The organism is Spirillospora sp. NPDC048824 (assembly GCF_043198455.1).
GTDB lineage: Bacteria > Actinomycetota > Actinomycetes > Streptosporangiales > Streptosporangiaceae > Spirillospora.
The window spans coordinates 104,146-121,127 of record NZ_JBICUS010000016.1 but is presented as its reverse complement, the minus strand read 5'-3'; the positions used below and the strand labels follow the sequence as shown (position 1 = coordinate 121,127).

Sequence of the window (16,982 nt, the reverse complement as noted above, 5' to 3'; positions counted from 1 at the left end):
ACCATCCATGTTCGTCAACCCAGGGTTGACGCTCACCAGCCGGCGGCTCCGGCGAAGGTCGTCGCGTGCGGGTCGTAGCCGAGGACCTCGCGGGCGGCGGTGATGTCGAGGGTGCGTTCGACCGCGAGATGGCTGATGGCGTAGCGGGTGAGGCGCGGCGGTTCGGGCCGCCCGGCCAGCAGGAACGCGCCTTCGGCGACGGCGGCGAGCGGACGGGCGACGGCCGCCGGGACGTAGACGGGCCGCGCCCTCACGCCGCGCTCGCGGAGGATCTCGCGGAACGCGTCGTCGATCGTCACCGGGGCGGCGTCCGCGATGTTGAAGACCCCCGAGGCGATCGGGCCGGTGGCGGCCAGGACGCAGGCCCGGACGAGGTTGCCGATCGAGGTGAGGCTGATCCGCTGCCGCCCCGTCCCGGCGGCGGGCAGGAGCGGCCCCCGCACGGCGGACAGGACGCGCGGCAGTAGGGTCGTGTCCCCCGGCCCGTAGACGGCGTGCGGACGCAGGATGATCGCGTCGCGGGCGGCGCGCAGGACGGCGCGCTCGGCGGCGGCCTTCGACGCCCCGTAGGCGTTGATGTAGCGGCGCACCGGCGCCTCGTCCTCGGCGGCCATGACGCTCGGCCGGAACGGGTCGTACACGCTGGCCGTGCTGACGTGCACGAACCGGGCACCGGGGAACGACGCGAGGGCGTTGCGGGTACCGGTGAGGTTGGCGGCGAAGAGCCCCGCCGCCGGTCCCCAGTCGGAGACGCTGCCCGCGCAGTGCACGACCGCGTCGACATCCGGGGCGTCGTCGAGCACGCCGTCCGTGAGGTCCCACGACCGGTAGACCGCGCCGCCCAGATGGGCCGGGGCCACGGCGGGACGGCGGCCATAGGCGAACGCCGTGACGCCCTCGGACGTGAATGCCCGGCACACGGCGCCGCCCACGAAACCCGAGGCGCCCGTCACCGCGATCCTCATGGGGCCACCAGTTCGCGGAGGCGGTCGCGGTCGAGCTTGCGCGTCCGGCCGGAACGGGGCAGCTCGTCCAGGACGACGATGCGGTCGGGGAGGGCGTCATGGTCGATGACGTCCGGGAGGCCGCGCCGGAGCCGGACGGGCAGGTCGGCGGCGCCGACCACGGCCAGCACGACCTCCTCGTCCCCGGTCTCCGGATCGGGCACGCCCACGATGGCCGCCTCGGCCACGCCCGGCAGGGCGGAGATCGACGGCTCGTACAGGCCGGGGTAGAGGTTGAACTTGCCGCGGATCAGCATGTCCTTCTTGCGTCCCGTGAGGACGAGGCGGCCCTCGTCCAGCCGCGCGAGGTCGCCGGTGGGAAGTTCGTCGAGAGGTTCCGCGCCGAGGTAGCCGCGGCACAGGCCGGGGCCGGACAGCAGCAGTTCCCCGTCGTCGGACAGCCGGGCGCCGACGCCGGGCAGCGGTGCGCCCAGCAGGTCGCCGGCCTCGGTGTGCGCGAGTTTCTCCTCCGCCGACGCGATCGCCACCGGCAGGATCTCGGTCATCGCGTAGACGGACAGGACCTCGGCGGACGGCGCCGCCGCGACCGCCCGCCGCAGGACCGCCGGAGGCGCGGGCGCGGCCCCGAGCAGCACGTACCGCAGTGACGCCGGCAGCTCCGGTGACGCGTCCAGCACCTCGGCCAGGTGGACGGGGACGCAGAACGTGTGCGTGGCGCCCCGTTCCCGCAGCAGCCGGGCGAAGCCGGCGGGCGAGCAGAACAGCGGCGGCATCGACCAGCGCGCTCCGGAGATCAGCGTCGGCAGCCCCAGCATGAGCTGGTCGGTGTGGACGACGTCGCCGGGGCCGAGCGGCAGCCGGGCCCGGAAGAGGTCGAGGGCCGCGGCGAGGGACGCCTGGGTGTGCACGACGGCACGCGGGTCCGCCGTCGTCCCCGAAGTGAAGATCACGGCGGCGGGGGCGCCGGGGTCGGCGTCGGTGCCGGGCTCCGGCGCGTCGCCCCGCACCAGGCGCGCGAACGACAGGGCGCCCCGCGGAACACCGGGCAGCCGCCGGCCGACGTGGATGTGCCGCATCGGCTCCTCGCCCGGAATCCGGAGGTCGGCGAGGTTCGGCAGCAGCAGCCCGCGCCGCCGCGCATACGCCCGGACGGGACGCAGCCGGCTGCCCGCGTACAGCACCGACTCGGCCGCCGACCAGCGCGGGCGGGCCAGCCGGAGCCGCGCGGTGAACATCTCCGGCCCGGCCCCCGGATCGGCGAACACGACCACTCCCCCGGCCGCGACCACGCCCAGCGCGAGGACGAGCGACTCCGGCGAGGGCCGCACGGAGTACAGCACCCCGTCGCCCGCCGCGAGCCCGGCGGACAGCAGGCCGTGCCGGACGGCCAGCACCTGCCGCCGCAGCTCTCCGTAGGTGAGTTCCGCACCGTCCCCGGAGACGAGCGCGACGTCGCCGGGCGTCCGGGCGGCCTGGTCGAGCAGCCTTCGGACCAGGGTCATCTCGTGCCTCGTTCCGCGCGGACGGTCAGGTGCTCATAGGTGGGGATCAGCACGCCGCGCGCCGCCGCACGCCGCGTGATCGTGAGGGGAGCGGCGGCGAGCACCGTCCGGGCGACCATCCTGATCTGGGCCATGGCCAGCGGATACCCGATGCAGAAGTGCGGGCCCGCACCGAACCACAGCCGCCGCAGCTCCGGCGGGTGGGGGCGGTCGAGGTCGAACGGGCCGTACGCGCGGCAGCAGTTGTGCGTGGCGATCAGCACCCGGTCACCGGGACGGATCGCGACGCCCCCGACCCTCGCGGGACGGTGCACGCTGCGCAGCATGACCGGTGTCGGGGTCGTCACCCGCATGGCCTCCTCGATGGCCCGGTCGAGCAGAGCGCCGTCGCCCGCGGCGACACGGGCGAGCTGCCCGTGGTCGGAGAGAAGGGCGATCAGGCGCGGCAGCAGCGTGGCGACGGTCTCGGTGCCGGTCAGGAAGAACGCCCCCGCGGCTCCCCGCGCCTCGTCCTCGGAGAGGCCGAGTGCCCGCATCCGGCCCATCACGGTCGACTCGTCCCCCGTCAGGTAGGCCTTGGCCGCGATGTCGCCGAGCGGGTCCAGCACGGCACGGGCCCGCCGCACCTGGGACGGGGAGAGCCGGCGCGTCCGCAGCGACACCATGGAGACGATGCGCTCGCCCTGCTCGAACAGGTCCCGGTAGGCCGCCTCGGTCCCGGTGCCGAGCCCGATGACCTCGCCGATCACCGCGCCGGCCATCACCCGCGCGGAGTCCACCAGGTCGACGGCCGCGCCGCGCCCGAGGCGGTCGGTGAGCCGGGCGAGCGGCTCGGCGAGGACGCGGGCGCACAGGGCCTCGGTGTGGGACGGGACGAACAGGTCGGTGAGGCGGCGGCGCAGGGCCCGGTGCGCGTCCCCTTCCATGTTGAGCAGGACGGACGGGCCCAGGACCGGCGTCCACAGATCGCCCGGCGAGCCGGGACCGTCCTTGCGGAACGTCCCGCCGTCCATGAGGACCTCGCGGGCCAGGGACGCGTCGTTCACGACGACGCCGACGCCCGGCACGCGGACGATCGGGCCGCGCCGCGCCGCCGCGCGCAGCAGCGGGTACGCGAACGGATGCGCGGTCAGGTAGAGGCGCCGTTCCCAGTCCATCGAATGTCCGCGCTTCACCGGATGTCCACCACGGGTGGCCTGTAGCGGTGGTCGGCGTACCAGCCGAGCGTCCTGACCAGCCCGAACGCCCGCAGCCGCCGCACCGAGCCGTACATGACGACGTCCTTGCGCAGCCCGTAGGCGTCGGTCACGCGGCGGACGCGGTTGACGAGCTCGCGGTCCTCGTGGACGTCCTCGATGCGGGTGCGGGGGAATCCGCCCGCCCGCTCGTACAGATCGGCGGTGATGGCGAGGTTGCAGCCCGGCATCATCACGTACGGGCCGAGGTAGAGCGGGTCCTGGTTGCCGGGCCGGAAGCGTCCGAAGAGTGCGGCGATGCCGATGACGGCCGGCAGCAGGCGCCGCTCCCAGAACTTCAGGGGGAACTCGTCGGTCCGGGGCAGCAGCGGCCCGCTGACCAGGTCCAGGCCCTCGCCGAACGCGCGCCGCACCGCCGCGATCCAGCCGCGGTGCGGGAGGCAGTCGGCGTCGGTGCGGGCGATGTGCGTGGCCCCGGCGCTGATGGCGTGCCGGATGCCGGTGTCGGCGGCGGCCCCGGTCCCCTTCTCCGGTTCGTGGACGATCCGGACGTCGAACGCCGTGTTCCCGGCGGCGAACTCCTTGACGACCTGGGCGGTCCCGTCGGTGCTGCCGTTGTCGACCACGACGAGCGAGAAGCCGGTGTCGGTCTGCCCGGCGAGGCGGCGCAGCGTCGCGCCGATCGAACGTTCTTCGTCGTAGGCGGGGATGACGACCCACAGGTTCATTTCACAGCTCCGCGAACATGACGCCGAGGCTGACGCCGCCGGCCAGGCCGATGAGCGCGATCCGGTCGCCGGGCCCGCAGCGTCCCTCGGCGCGGGCGGTGGCGATCTGGAGCGGGAGGCTCGCGGACGCGACGTTGCCGTGGCCGCGCAGCGTGACGACGAGCCGGCCGGGCGGGATGCCGAGGATCGAGCGCAGCACCTCCAGATACGGCAGGGTCACCTGGTGGACGGCGACGACGGCGAAGTCGTCCCACGTCAGCCCGGTCTTCTGGAGCGCGGTCGTGAAGATCTCCGGGCCGCTCGCGACGAACGCGTCCTTGAGCCGCCGCCCGTCGCCGCTGAAGTAGGTGGAGTCGGGGTCGCGAGGATGCATCGAGCCGCCCCCGGGAAGCGTCCCGATCTGCCAGGCGCCGGAGACGGCGGCGAAGTCGCGGTAGAAGATCCCGCCGTCCGGGGCGGCCTCGACGAGCATCGCGGCGCCGCCGTCGGAGAGGGTGTAGCCGGCGAAGGCGTCGACGAACTGGGCGCGGTCGCGGACCTTCCAGCGGATCGCGCGGGACGGGCTCTCACCCGTGCAGACCAGCACCCGCTCGTGCTGCCCGGTGCGGATCAGCGCGTCCGCCGTCTGCAGGCCGTTCAGGAAGCTGTTGCAGGCGTTCTTCACGTCGAAGACGGGGCAGGTCGCGCCCAGCTTGGCGGCGACGATGTGCGCGGTGGCCGGTTCGATGAGGTCCTGAGAGGCGGAGCCGAAGACCAGCAGGTCGATGCCCGCCGGCTGGATCCCGCGTTCGGCGAGGACGCCGCGGGCGGCGGCGACGGCCAGGTCGGAGGCCTGCTCGTCGTCGCGCATGACATGCCGGGCGCGGATCCCCGTCATCCGTTCGACGATCGTGGGATGCGGCCGGTATCCGCCGTCCCCGGTGGCGCTCTCGGCCGCGACCCGGGCCTCGACTTCGGCGCTGGTGACCGTCCGCTCGGGCAGGTGCGCCGCGACGGCGGTGATGCGGGCTCTCATGGGCTGGGGTCCCCCGGTTCCTCGTGCTCCGTGGACGATCAGACTCGCCGACCCCGGACGCTCCCGGCCAGAGCGACCCTACGGAACACAGGGTGGGCGTTGTACCCCGGTTCGCCGTGAGTACCGCCACTCATCCGGATTGAGTACTACCGCGTTTCCGCCCGGATCCGCCACCCGGCAGAATCGCCGGGATGACCAGCACAAAGATTCGGAACGCGGCGCGGCACGAGGCGCGGCTGCTGTGGGCGGCCAACCCCGGACTGTTCGCGCTGCTGGAGGCGGCGCGCCACACCGGGCCCATCGCGCGCGTGCCGCGGCTCGGCTGGGTGGTGACGGACCCGGTCCTCGCCCGCCGCGTCCTCAACGACCACGCGGGCTTCGGCATGAACGGCGAGGGCGGCGTCGGCCACCTCTGGACCCAGCTCTTCGGGGACGGGATGGCGCGGTTCTTCGGCGGGCCGGGGCACGCGGAGGTCCGGACCCGGGTCCGCGACCTGTTCACCGAGGACGCGGCCCGCACTCTGGTGGAACGTTCCCAGGGCCCGTCCCACACCGTGCTGGCCCGCCGCCTCGCCGCCGGGGAGACCGTGGACGTCGCGGACGCCGCCCGCGTCCTGGCCGGGCGGATGGTCGCCGATCTGCTCGGGCTGCCCGCCGGCCTGGACGACACCGCCCACCGGGACGTCTTCGCGGCCGGGGAGCGGCTGGCCCGGCTGGCGATGGGCACCACCGCCTCGACCGAACTCGACCCGGCGGTCATCGACCGGGCCCGCGCCGTCGTGGACGAGATCACCGCCGGCGTCCCGGACGCCTACCGGACGGCCGGGCCGGACACGCTCCTCGGCCGCTGCCGCGAGATGGGCCTCGGCCTGCCGCTCAGCCGCGGGCTGGCGACCCTGCTGGTGATCGCCGGCACCGAGACGGGCGCGTCGGGGACCGTCCGCACCGTGGCGCTGCTGCACGACACCGGCCGCCAGCGGGCCCTGCTCGGCGACCCGTCGCTCATGGACAACGCGGTGCGCGAGGGCCTGCGCGTCTCGACCCCCGCACCGTTGATCGGGCGGCACGTGTCCCGGGACGCGACCGTCGCCGGGCGCCGGCTCCGCGCGGGCGAGCGGATCCTCCTGCTGACCTACCTCGCCACCAACGGCGCCGGGCCGTTCGACGTCCACCGCGCGTACGTGCCCGAGACCCGTCAGCTGTGGTTCGGCGCCGGCCGCCACCTCTGCCTCGGCGCGGCCGTGGCGCGCACGCAGGTGGCCCGGACGCTGGCGACGCTGCACTCCGCCGGCCGCCCGTACCGGATCGTCTCGCGCCGCGCCGCCCGCCGCGTCCTCGTCCCGGCCTACGCCGAACTGCGGGTGCGGCTCGACTAGATCTCGGGAACCCCGGTCGGGAAATCCCCGGTCGGGCCCGGGGCGGGCGAATCGGGCTCGGCCGGGCCGCCCGGCCCCGGTGCCCCGGGTTCGGGTGCCCCGGGTTCGGACGCCTCGGGTCCCGGCGCCGTCGGGACGACCGGCTGCACCGGCCGCTCGGGTTCCCCGGGGGAGGAGTTCCACCACCAGAGCGCGAACGAGATCGCGAACAGCACCGCGATGGCGCCGATCAGCTGGAGGACGGCCGTCCGGTGGCTCGGGTCGCGGTAGGGACGCCGCCGCCGGAACCGGGCGCCGCCGCCGGCCCGCCGGGCGCGCTTGGCGGCGCGGCGCATGCGCCGCTGCTCGCGCCTGCTCGGCGGCCGGAAGCGCTCTCGCGCGCTCGGCTCGGTGAACGTGGCGCCTCGGACGAAGTTCTCGTCGAACACGGGCTCGTCGAAGTCTGCGGCCATGAGGATCTCTCCGGCGCCGGGGGCGGTCGAACGCCCAGGCTAGTCGACGGCCCCGGGTGAATCTGCATCCACATTTCTAGAACGTGTTCCATCTAAACCTCACCGGGGCCGTGACGGACCTCACCGGCGGCCGATCTTGAGTTCAGCCAGGCTTTCATGCCACGCGCGGGCCGTCGCGTTCGAGCACTTGAGAGCGCCGAAGATCAAAGAGACCTGTGACAAGACCCACGATCAGACTGGAGTCTCATTTTCCCTTGAAGTCCACCTGAAACCAGTTCTACGGTGTGGACGAGCAGCCAGACGTATCGGGAGGAAGCGCGCATGCCCGCCACCACACCTGAGACCGCCGTCCCCGCCGGATTCGACTTCAGCGACCCCGACCTGATGGCCGAGCGCGTCCCCCTCGCCGAGTTCGCGCTGCTGCGCCGGACCGCCCGCCCGTGGTGGAACGAGCAGCCGCGCGGCCGCACCGGGTTCGACGACGACGGCTTCTGGGTGATCAGCAAGCACGCCCACATCAAGGAGATCTCGCGCGACCACGAGCTGTTCTCCTCCAACGCCAACGGCGCGGTGATCCGGTTCAACGAGACGTTCAGCCGCGAGGAGCTGGACGTCCAGCGCGAGAACCTCCTGCTGCACATGGACCCGCCGCAGCACACCAAGCTGCGCCAGATCGTCTCCCGCGGCTTCACGCCCCGCGTGATCAACGCGCTGCACGACGCCCTGCACGAGCGGGCGGGGCGGATCGTCGCCGAGGCCCGCCGGCGCGGCGGCGAGGGCGACTTCGTCACCGAGATCGCGGCCGAGCTGCCGCTGCAGGCGATCGCCGAGCTGATGGGCGTCCCGCAGGAGGACCGGCGCCGCCTGTTCGACTGGTCCAACAAGATGCTCGGCTACGACGACCCGGAGTACAACGACGACCCGGCCTGCGCCGCCGCCGAGATCATCGGCTACTCCATGAGCCTCGCCGAGCAGCGCCGCGGCTGTCCCGCCCACGACATCGTCACCCGGCTCGTCCAGGCCGACGTGGACGGGCGCGGCCTCACCGACGACGAGTTCGGCTACTTCATGATCCTGCTCGCGGTCGCGGGCAACGAGACGACCCGCAACGCCATCACCCACGGCATGATCGCGTTCATGGACGACCCCGGCCAGTGGGAGCGGTACAAGGCCGAGCGTCCCGAGACGGCGGTGGACGAGATCGTCCGGTGGGCGACGCCCGTGACCGCCTTCCAGCGGACGGCCGTCCGCGACACCGAGCTCGGCGGCGTGGAGATCAAGGCGGGCGACCGCCTGGCCATGTACTACAGCTCGGCCAACTTCGACGAGGACGTCTTCGACGCCCCGGCCTCGTTCGACGTCACCCGTTCCCCGAACCCGCACCTCGGCTTCGGCGGCACCGGTGCGCACTACTGCATCGGCGCGAACCTGGCCCGCCTGGAGATCCGGCTCATGTTCGACGCGATCGCCGACCAGATGCCGGGGATCACCCGCCTGGGCGAGCCGCGCCGGCTCCGCTCCGCCTGGCTGAACGGCATCAAGGAACTCCCCGTCCACTACGGCTAGGGCCCTCGTCCTGCTCTCCGGGACGTGGTCTTCCATGAAATCTAGAACCGGTTACAGTTGTAAGCGAATCTCATTCTAGAAGGAGACCGCATGGGCACCCCGGTGATCGTCGAGGCGGTACGCACACCGCTCGGAAAGCGCAACGGCCGGCTGGCGGGCATGAAGGCCCAGGCCGTCCTGGCACACGCCCTGAACGCCGCCGTCGGACGCTCCGGCATCGACGCCGCCGAGGTCGAGCAGGTCTTCGCGGGCTGCGTGACGCAGGCCGGCGAGCAGGGCGGGCACGTGGGCCGCTACTCCTGGCTGTACGCGGGCCTGCCCTGGCAGACCGGGGTCACCACGATCGACGCCCAGTGCGGGTCGGCGCAGCAGGCCGTCCACCTCGCCGCGTCGCAGATCGCCGCCGGCGTCGTGGACGTCGCGATCGGCTGCGGCGTCGAGGTGATGAGCCGCGCGCCGCTCGGCAGCAACGTCCTGCCCGCCAACCCGCGCCCGGACGACTGGTCGATCGACATGCCGAACCAGTTCGAGGCCGCCGAGCGGATCGCCGCCCGCCGCGGCGTCACCCGCGCCGACCTCGACGCGTTCGGCGCCCGCTCGCAGCAGCTGGCCGCCAAGGCGTGGGCGGACGGCCGCTTCGACCGCGAGATCGCCCCGATCACGGCGCCCGTCCTGGACGCCGAGGGCAACGTCACCGGAGAGACCCGCGAAGTCACCCGCGACCAGGGCCTGCGCGAGACCACCGCCGACGGCCTGGCCAAGCTCAAGCCCGTCGCGGGCCCCGAGGGCCTGCACACGGCGGGCACCTCGTCCCAGATCTCCGACGGCGCCGCGGCCGTCGTGCTGATGTCGGAGGAGAAGGCGAAGGCCCTCGGGCTGCGTCCCCGCGCCCGCATCAAGACCCAGGCGCTGGTCGGCTCCGAGCCCTACTACCATCTGGACGGCCCGGTGCAGTCGACCGAACGCGTACTCCAGAAGTCCGGCATGACGATGAACGACATCGACATCACCGAGATCAACGAGGCGTTCGCATCGATCGTGCTGTCGTGGGCATCGGTCCACAAGCCGGACATGGACACGGTCAACGTCAACGGCGGCGCGATCGCCCTCGGGCACCCGGTCGGCGCGACCGGCTCGCGGCTGATCACCACGGCGCTGCACGAACTGGAGCGCCGCGACGCCGGGACGGCCCTGGTCACCATGTGCTGCGGCGGCGCACTGTCGACCGCGACCATCCTCGAACGGATCTGACCGGAACACGACCACGGCCCCGGCCTCCACCGCCGGGGCCCTTTCACAGGCGCGAAAGGCGGTCTCCTTGCAGCCCGAACCCGAAGACCTGGGCGGAGGACTCTGGAGCGTTCCAGTTCCGATCCCGGACAATCCGCTCGCCTACACGCTCGTGTACGCGGTGGAGAGCCCGCGGGGCCCCGTCCTCATCGACGCCGGCTGGCAGCACGAGGACGCCTGGACGGCCCTCCGCGACGGCCTCGGCACGTTCGGCATCGACGTCGCCGACGTCCGCGGGGTGGTCGTCACCCATTACCACCCCGACCACGCGGGACTGGCCGGCCGCGTCCGCGAGACGTCCGGCGCCTGGATCGCCATGCACCACCTGGACGTCGACATCGTCCGGCTCTTCCGCTCCACCGACCAGGGCGGCCGCCGCTCCTTCGAGCTGACGGCCCTGCGCCGCGCCGGAGCGTCCGAGCCGGAGCTGGCCGCGCCCGCCGAGAGCCGCCGGGTCGATCCGCCCGCCCTCCCGGACCGCGAACTGTCCGACGGCGACCTGATCGACCTGCCGGGACGCAGACTGCGGGCCATCTGGACGCCGGGCCACTCCCCCGGCCACATCTGCCTGCACCTTGAGGACGGCGACCGCATCTTCACCGGCGACCACGTCCTGCCGCGCATCACCCCGCACATCGGCCTCTACCCCTACGACATCCCGGACGTCGACCCGCTCAGCCAGTTCCTCGGCTCCCTGGACAAGGTCTCCGCGATGTCCGTGGACGAGGTCCTGCCGGCCCACCAGTTCCGCTTCAACGGCCTCTCCGGCCGCGCCCGGGAGATCATCGACCACCACGAGGAGCGCCTCGCCGAGGTGACCGCCCTCCTGTCGTCGCGTCCCACCACCCTGTGGGACATCACGGCGGCCCTGACCTGGCGCAACCCGTGGCCGGAGATGTCGCAGTTCGCCCGCCGCATGGCCGCCGCCGAGGCCGCCGCCCACATCCGCACCCTGGAGACCCGGGGGGTCGCCCGCCGCGAAGGCACGGACGACCCCCTGCGCTACACACTCCGCTAGGGCTAGGCCCCCGGCCCATCGGTGGCGACCGGAAGGCGGGGCCAGGCTGCGGTGTCCCGCTGAAGCCGCCGGTCGTGGGTCGCGAGGACGACGGCCGCTCCGGTGGCGTGCAGCGCGTCGGTCAGCTCGTCCACCAGGGCGATCGACAGGTGGTTGGTCGGCTCGTCCAGCAGGAGGACGTGCGGACGCGCCGCCAGCGCCATCGCCAGGTCGAGCCTGCGCCGCTGCCCCATCGACAGCTCGCCCACCGGCCTGCCCAGGTCGGCGGGCGACAGCAGGCCGAGAGCCGAGAGCGGGACCGCCTCGTCCTCCGTGAGGACGCCCGTGGTGATCAGGCGCCCGACGTGCGCGGCGAACACGTCGTGGGCGCGCCTGCCGCCGGCGTGCGGCGACTCCTGCGCGAGAAGCTGCACGCGGACGCCGGGAGCGCGTCGCGTCGTCCCGCTCGTGGGGGTCAGGCGTCCCGCGAGCACCGCCAGGAGCGTCGACTTCCCGGCTCCGTTGGGGCCGGTGACGACGAGGCGCGAGCCCGGCTCCAGGGACAGCGACACCTCCCGGTGCAGCCGTGACTCCACGCGAACGCCGTCCGCGGTCAGCAGCGCGGCGCCGGGCCGGGCGGGAAGTTCCGGCATCCTGAAGCGCTGCGGCGGCACCGGCGCGGTCACCGCGTACTTCTCCAGGTCGTCGCGGCGCCGGTGCACGGCCCTGACGACGCCGGGGGCGCGGGTGGCGCGCTGGTGCCTCCCGGTCCCCTTGTCGGGCCGCCAGCTCGTCACGAGCCGGTTCTGCGCCTCCGACAGGTCCCGGGACAGCCGCGCGTGCTCGGCCCTCTGCTGCTCGTATTCGGCCTCCCAGCGCCGCAGTTCCGCCTCGCGGCCCTCCCGGTAGCCGGCGAACCCGTCCCCGTAGACGCGCGGCCGGCCGTCCCGGCTGGGGTCGAGGTCGAGAATCGTCGTCGCCACGTCGGACAGCAGCTCCCGGTCGTGGCTGACGACCACGACACCGCCCGGATGCCCGCGCAGCCTCGCGGTGAGGAATTCCAGGCCGGCCGCGTCCAGGTGGTTCGTCGGCTCGTCCAGGAGCAGGAAGTCGTGCTCGGCGCCGAGCAGGCACGCGAGCCGGACCCGGTAGCGCTGCCCGACGGACAGTTCGGCCAGCGGCCTGCTCCGGTCGGTGACCGCGCCCAGGCTCTCCAGGGCGAGGTCGACGCGCCGGTCGGCGTCCCAGGCGTCGAGCGCCTCCGCGGCGTCCAGGGCACGGACGTAGTCCTCCCCGGCGCCGGGGCGATCCTCCGCCAGGGCCTGCGTGGCGTCGTCGAACGCCTTCAGCGCCGCACGCGCGTCGGCGAGTTCCGTGTCGATGGCCTCGCCGACCGTGGCGCCGGCGCCGGCTTCCATGGCCTGCTCGGCGACCCCGAAGGTTCCGACACGCTGGACGTCGCCTTCATCGGGCACCAGGGCGCCGCTCAGTACGTGGAGCAGAGTCGTCTTCCCTCGGCCGTTCTCTCCGACGACGCCCCAGCGTGCCTGTGGGGAGACCGTGAGGTTCACGCCGTCGAGAACGGCACGCCCACCGCGGACAACGCGGATGCCCTCGGCGGTGAGCTGCGCGCGAGCGCGCGCGGGCAGGGTGATGGAGATGGTCATTCTTCCTCCGGACGGAGGCGCGCACGTGGAGACACGTGTACAGAGGCGCCTTCGAGCTGATCAGGGCAGCGTCAGACCGCCCGCGGCTCGCTCGGCGCGAGGGACGGGCCGTCCGGAGTGGGATCAGAGAAAGAACAGGCGTGGCACGCGATCGAGGTTACCGGCCGTGTCCGAGGACCTCGCAACCCATTTCCGGCTCGGTGGATCAGCTCATTGGGTGTGCCGTGACCCTTGATGAGACTGGAGTCTCATGTTAGAACGTGTTCTAGGTCTGCAGGCCAAGCAAGCGCTCTGTTCACAATCTTGTCGCCTCGAGTTCCGGCGCCGGCACGAAGGATCTTCCCCATGGCACTTGCGACGTCCACCGCCTCGGCAACCCGGACGTTCCGAGCTCCCGAGATCGACATCATCGACCCCGGCGTGTACGAGCGCGGAGGGATCCCGCACCGGCAGTTCGCGTGGCTGCGCGACAACGATCCCGTCCACTGGCATCAGGACCCGAACGAGGGGGTGCCCGGGTTCTGGGCGGTGACCCGGCACGAGGACGTGGTGCAGGTGTCGCGGCGCGCGGACCCGTACTCGTCGCACGCGCGGACGGCGATGTTCGAGGAGTTCACCGACGACGACATCGCCCTGTACGGGCAGATGATGCTGTTCCAGGACCCGCCGGACCACACCCGCCTGCGGGCCCTGGTGAACAAGGGGTTCACCCCCCGCATGATCGGCAAACTGCAGGACCACATCCGGCAGATCTGCCATCAGCTCATCGACGAGGCGGCGCCTTTGGGCGAGTGTGACTTCGTGGAGTACTTCGCCGCGCCGCTGCCCCTCTACACGATCTGCGAGCTGCTCGGCGCACCGCTGGAAGCCCGTCAGAAGATCTTCCACTGGTCGAACAAGCTGGTGGCGTTCAACGACCCGGACTACATCGGGGACCGGACGGAGTCGCAGGTGTGCGCGGCCGAGTTCGCCGGCTGGGCCGGGGAACTGGCGCGCAGCCGCGAGTCGACGCCGCGCGACGACATCGTGACCAAGCTGCTCACGCCGGACGCCGACGGGACGCGGGTCAGCGAGGAGGAGTTCCAGCTCTTCGTGATCATGCTGTCGATCGCCGGGAACGAGACGACGCGGACGGCGACGGCGGGCGGCATGCAGGCGTTCTTCGAGCGGCCCGAGCAGTGGGCGCGGCTGAAGGCCGACCGGAGTCTGCTGCCGGCGGCGGTGGAGGAGATCGTCCGCTGGGTGAGCCCGATCAACCAGTTCCGCCGGACGGCCCTCACCGACGTCGAGCTCGGCGGCAAGCAGATCAAGGCCGGCGACAAGGTCGTGATGTTCTACGGGTCGGCCAACCGGGACGAGCGGGTGTTCGACGACCCGTTTGCGTTCGATGTGGGCCGCGACCCGAACCCGCACCTCGGATTCGGGGGCGGCGGGCCGCACTTCTGCCTGGGCACCCATCTGGCCCGGATGAACCTGAAGATCATCTTCGAGACCATCCTGGACCGGATGCCCGATATCGCGCCGGCCGGCGAGCCCCGCCGGCTCCGGTCGAACTTCGTCAACGGGCTCAAGGAGCTGCCGGTGCGCTTCACCCCGTCCTGATCTTCAGGGACCCGAGGAGGTTCAGGTGACCGCGACCCCCGACATCACCCCCGACATCGAGCTGGTCGATCCCGGCGCGTACGAGCACGGAGGCATTCCCCACGGGCAGCTGGCCTGGCTGCGCGAGCACGATCCGGTGCACCGGCACCACGGGGACCCGGGCAGGGACTTCCCGCCGTTCTGGGCGATCACCCGGCACGAGGACGTCGTGCACGTGTCGCGGCACCCGGAGCTGTTCTCCTCGTGGCGGCGGCTCGCGCTGTTCGAGGAACCGGAGGAGGAGCATCTCGCCCTGCAGCGGATGATGATGCTCAACCAGGACCCGCCGGAGCACTCGCGCAAGCGGAGCATCGTCAACCGGGGCTTCACCCCGCGTGCCATCGGCGCGCTGGAGCAGCACATCCGGGAGATCTGCCGGGAGCTGGTCGCCGAGACCGTGGAGCGGGGGGACGAGGCCGACTTCGTCCGGGATCTGGCGGCCCCGCTGCCGCTGTACGTGATCTGCGAGCTGCTCGGCGCCCCTCCGGAGGACCGGGAGAAGATCTTCCACCTGTCGAACACGCTGATCGGCGGGGACGACCCGGAGTTCCAGCGGACGCCGGAGGAGGGCCAGGCCGCCGCGACGGAGCTGTACACGTACGCGAACGTCCTGGCCGCCGACCGGAGGGAGAACCCGCGCGAGGACATCGTCACCAGGCTGCTCCAGCCGGACGCCGACGGGGAGATCCTGAGCGGGGACGAGTTCGAGCTGTTCGTGATGCTGCTGTCGGTCGCCGGCAACGAGACCACCCGCAACGCGGCGACCGGCGGCATGCTGGCACTGCTGGAGCATCCGGAGCAGTGGGAGCGGCTGAAGGCCGACCGGTCCCTGGTCCGGACGGCGGCGGACGAGATCGTCCGCTGGGTCACCCCGGTCAACCTGTTCAGGCGGACGGCCACCCGGGACACCGAGATCCGCGGCCGCAAGATCGCCGAGGGCGACAAGGTCGTGGTGTTCTACGCGTCCGCCAACCGCGACGAGGCCGTGTTCGCGGACCCGGGCACCTTCGACGTGGGACGCGACCCCAACCCCCACCTGGGGTTCGGCGGCGGCGGGCCGCACTTCTGCCTCGGGTCCCACCTCGCCCGACTCGAGCTCAGTGTGCTTTTCGAAACACTTTTGGACACTGTGCCCAATATTGAACTCAACGGTAACGTACGGAGGCTAAGGTCTAGTTTCATCAACGGCATCAAGGAGATGCCGGTACGCGTGCGGCCGGCGTTCCTCGACTGACGGGAGTGGTGCGTGGGCAGGGGATGGCGTGGGTGAAGCAGGCGAGCCGGGCGGTGATCCACTGAGCCCGGCCGGTTCGTTGCGGATCGCCCTGCTCTCGTACCGGAGCAAGCCGCACTGCGGCGGCCAGGGCGTGTACCTCCGGCATCTGAGCCGGGAACTGGTCGATCTCGGCCACACGGTGGAGGTGCTGTCCGGCCAGCCGTATCCGGAGCTGGACCGCGAGGAGATCGCCCTCACCAAGATCCCGAGCCTGGACCTGTACCGGGACGAGGACCCGTTCCGCATCCCGGCCCTCGGCGAGTTCCGCGACTGGATCGACGTCCTGGAGTTCGCGCACATGAAGACGGGCGGCTTCCCCGAGCCGCTGACCTTCAGCCTGCGCGCGCTGCGGCTCCTGAAGCAACGCTGCCGCGACTTCGACGTCGTGCACGACAACCAGGTCCTCGGCCTCGGCAACCTCGGCATCGCCCGGCTGGGGCTGCCGCTGGTGACCAGCATCCACCACCCGATCAGCGTCGACCGTCGGATCGAGCTGGAGGCGGCGCGCGGCATCAAGCAGAAGCTCGGCAAGTTCCGCTGGTACGGCTTCGTCGGCATGCAGTCGCAGGTGTCGCGGCGGATCGGCCCGGTCATGACGGTGTCGGAGTCGTCCAAGGTCGACATCGTCAAGGACTTCAAGGTCGACCCGCGCGACATCGAGATCCTGCCGCTCGGCGTCGACACCCGCGTCTTCCACCCGCGCGGCGAGCGCGTCCCCGGCCGGATCGTGGCGATGGCCAGCGCCGACGCGCCGATCAAGGGCGTGGACGTGCTGCTGCGCGCGGTCGCCAAGCTCGCCACCGAGCGGGACGTGCACGTCATCGTCGTCAGCAAGCCGCAGAAGGACGGCCCGACCGAGAAACTCGTGCGGGAACTGGCCCTCGGCGACCGCGTCCGGTTCGTCAGCGGCATCAGCGACGGCGACCTGGGCGACCTGCTGGCGTCCGCGGAGATCGCCGTCGTCCCGTCCCGCTACGAGGGCTTCTCGCTGCCGGCCGTGGAGCACATGGCGTCCGGGACGCCGCTGGTCGCGAGCCGCGCCGGCGCGCTGCCGGAGGTGGTCGGCGACGCGGGCGTCCTCGTCCAGCCCGGGGACGTGGAGGAGCTGGCGGCGACCCTGCGCCGGCTGCACGACTCCGCCGGCGAGCGCGCGCGTGCCGGCGCCGCCGGCCTGGCCCGCGTCCAGGAGCGTTTCGCCTGGCCCGCGGTGGCCAAGGCCACGGTGGAGCACTACCGGGCCGCCATCACCCAGCAGAACTACCTGCGGCTCGCCGCGGGCAAGGCCAAGGGCTGAGGGACGTCCCGACGGCG

General features: G+C 72.5%; 14 protein-coding genes. 7 read left to right on the top strand and 7 right to left on the bottom strand.

The genetic code is table 11. The annotated features are described in order from the left end of the window. Positions 1-32: 32 nt before the first annotated feature. From ACGFIS_RS28575 to ACGFIS_RS28555, 5 genes are read right to left on the bottom strand one after another with little or no spacing between them, the layout of a single operon-like run. On the bottom strand, positions 33-965 hold the full coding sequence (locus ACGFIS_RS28575) for an NAD-dependent epimerase/dehydratase family protein (RefSeq protein WP_392901299.1): 933 nt from the start codon (positions 963-965) through the stop codon (positions 33-35). Continuing rightward, positions 962-2,467, bottom strand: a complete 1,506-nt coding sequence (locus ACGFIS_RS28570) for a class I adenylate-forming enzyme family protein (protein ID WP_392901297.1) — start codon at positions 2,465-2,467, stop codon at positions 962-964. Before ACGFIS_RS28570 ends, ACGFIS_RS28575 begins: the two co-directional genes overlap by 4 nt. Then, entirely contained in the window at positions 2,464-3,624 is a 1,161-nt protein-coding gene (locus ACGFIS_RS28565; protein WP_392973167.1) for a cytochrome P450, read from the bottom strand. Before ACGFIS_RS28565 ends, ACGFIS_RS28570 begins: the two co-directional genes overlap by 4 nt. A gap of 14 nt (positions 3,625-3,638) precedes the next feature. Continuing rightward, on the bottom strand, positions 3,639-4,391 hold the full coding sequence (locus tag ACGFIS_RS28560; protein ID WP_392901293.1) for a glycosyltransferase family 2 protein: 753 nt from the start codon (positions 4,389-4,391) through the stop codon (positions 3,639-3,641). A 1-nt stretch (position 4,392) separates the two neighbouring features. Beyond that, positions 4,393-5,406 (bottom strand): 3-oxoacyl-ACP synthase III family protein, encoded by a 1,014-nt coding sequence (locus tag ACGFIS_RS28555; RefSeq protein ID WP_392973165.1) that lies wholly within the window; start codon positions 5,404-5,406, stop codon positions 4,393-4,395. Between the two features lie 191 nt (positions 5,407-5,597). Here ACGFIS_RS28555 and ACGFIS_RS28550 point away from each other — a divergent pair, with 191 nt between their 5' ends. Next, positions 5,598-6,782, top strand: a complete 1,185-nt coding sequence (locus ACGFIS_RS28550; RefSeq protein WP_392901289.1) for a cytochrome P450 — start codon at positions 5,598-5,600, stop codon at positions 6,780-6,782. Here the strand turns inward: ACGFIS_RS28550 and ACGFIS_RS28545 are convergent. Then, positions 6,779-7,234, bottom strand: a complete 456-nt coding sequence (locus ACGFIS_RS28545) for a hypothetical protein (protein ID WP_392901287.1) — start codon at positions 7,232-7,234, stop codon at positions 6,779-6,781. The genes ACGFIS_RS28550 and ACGFIS_RS28545 overlap by 4 nt on opposite strands. A gap of 321 nt (positions 7,235-7,555) precedes the next feature. Between ACGFIS_RS28545 and ACGFIS_RS28540 the strand changes: the two genes are divergently transcribed. The 3 genes from ACGFIS_RS28540 to ACGFIS_RS28530 all read left to right on the top strand — a co-directional run bounded on the left by ACGFIS_RS28540 (position 7,556) and on the right by ACGFIS_RS28530 (position 11,108). Further along, positions 7,556-8,800 (top strand): cytochrome P450, encoded by a 1,245-nt coding sequence (locus tag ACGFIS_RS28540; RefSeq protein WP_392901285.1) that lies wholly within the window; start codon positions 7,556-7,558, stop codon positions 8,798-8,800. A 90-nt stretch (positions 8,801-8,890) separates the two neighbouring features. Next, the gene (locus ACGFIS_RS28535; RefSeq protein WP_392973163.1) at positions 8,891-10,051 is read left to right on the top strand and encodes a steroid 3-ketoacyl-CoA thiolase; all 1,161 of its coding nucleotides are present in this window, start codon (positions 8,891-8,893) and stop codon (positions 10,049-10,051) included. 67 nt (positions 10,052-10,118) lie between these two features. Further along, on the top strand, positions 10,119-11,108 hold the full coding sequence (locus tag ACGFIS_RS28530) for an MBL fold metallo-hydrolase (protein ID WP_392901281.1): 990 nt from the start codon (positions 10,119-10,121) through the stop codon (positions 11,106-11,108). Between the two features lie 2 nt (positions 11,109-11,110). Here ACGFIS_RS28530 and ACGFIS_RS28525 read toward each other — a convergent pair whose 3' ends face one another. After that, positions 11,111-12,754, bottom strand: coding sequence for an ABC-F family ATP-binding cassette domain-containing protein (locus ACGFIS_RS28525; protein WP_392901278.1), 1,644 nt, complete (start codon positions 12,752-12,754; stop codon positions 11,111-11,113). Positions 12,755-13,099: 345 nt separating this feature from the next. Between ACGFIS_RS28525 and ACGFIS_RS28520 the strand changes: the two genes are divergently transcribed. Genes ACGFIS_RS28520 through ACGFIS_RS28510 form a run of 3 tightly spaced genes read left to right on the top strand, consistent with a single transcriptional unit; the run spans position 13,100 to position 16,965 of the window. Next, positions 13,100-14,356, top strand: a complete 1,257-nt coding sequence (locus ACGFIS_RS28520; RefSeq protein WP_392901276.1) for a cytochrome P450 — start codon at positions 13,100-13,102, stop codon at positions 14,354-14,356. 25 nt (positions 14,357-14,381) lie between these two features. After that, on the top strand, positions 14,382-15,629 hold the full coding sequence (locus ACGFIS_RS28515; RefSeq protein ID WP_392901274.1) for a cytochrome P450: 1,248 nt from the start codon (positions 14,382-14,384) through the stop codon (positions 15,627-15,629). Between the two features lie 28 nt (positions 15,630-15,657). Beyond that, positions 15,658-16,965 (top strand): glycosyltransferase family 4 protein, encoded by a 1,308-nt coding sequence (locus ACGFIS_RS28510; protein WP_392901272.1) that lies wholly within the window; start codon positions 15,658-15,660, stop codon positions 16,963-16,965. Positions 16,966-16,982 lie beyond the last annotated feature (17 nt).

What these genes read in the sequence shown, in the direction of transcription:
- ACGFIS_RS28570 (WP_392901297.1), bottom strand. Translation starts at nt 2,467, where the DNA reads ATGACCCTGGTCCGAAGGCTGCTCGACCAGGCCGCCCGGACGCCCGGC.
- ACGFIS_RS28520 (WP_392901276.1), top strand. Translation starts at nt 13,100, where the DNA reads ATGGCACTTGCGACGTCCACCGCCTCGGCAACCCGGACGTTCCGAGCT.
- ACGFIS_RS28535 (WP_392973163.1), top strand. Translation starts at nt 8,891, where the DNA reads ATGGGCACCCCGGTGATCGTCGAGGCGGTACGCACACCGCTCGGAAAG.
- ACGFIS_RS28575 (WP_392901299.1), bottom strand. Translation starts at nt 965, where the DNA reads ATGAGGATCGCGGTGACGGGCGCCTCGGGTTTCGTGGGCGGCGCCGTG.
- ACGFIS_RS28525 (WP_392901278.1), bottom strand. Translation starts at nt 12,754, where the DNA reads ATGACCATCTCCATCACCCTGCCCGCGCGCGCTCGCGCGCAGCTCACC.
- ACGFIS_RS28545 (WP_392901287.1), bottom strand. Translation starts at nt 7,234, where the DNA reads ATGGCCGCAGACTTCGACGAGCCCGTGTTCGACGAGAACTTCGTCCGA.
- ACGFIS_RS28555 (WP_392973165.1), bottom strand. Translation starts at nt 5,406, where the DNA reads ATGAGAGCCCGCATCACCGCCGTCGCGGCGCACCTGCCCGAGCGGACG.
- ACGFIS_RS28560 (WP_392901293.1), bottom strand. Translation starts at nt 4,391, where the DNA reads ATGAACCTGTGGGTCGTCATCCCCGCCTACGACGAAGAACGTTCGATC.
- ACGFIS_RS28550 (WP_392901289.1), top strand. Translation starts at nt 5,598, where the DNA reads ATGACCAGCACAAAGATTCGGAACGCGGCGCGGCACGAGGCGCGGCTG.
- ACGFIS_RS28565 (WP_392973167.1), bottom strand. Translation starts at nt 3,624, where the DNA reads ATGGACTGGGAACGGCGCCTCTACCTGACCGCGCATCCGTTCGCGTAC.
- ACGFIS_RS28540 (WP_392901285.1), top strand. Translation starts at nt 7,556, where the DNA reads ATGCCCGCCACCACACCTGAGACCGCCGTCCCCGCCGGATTCGACTTC.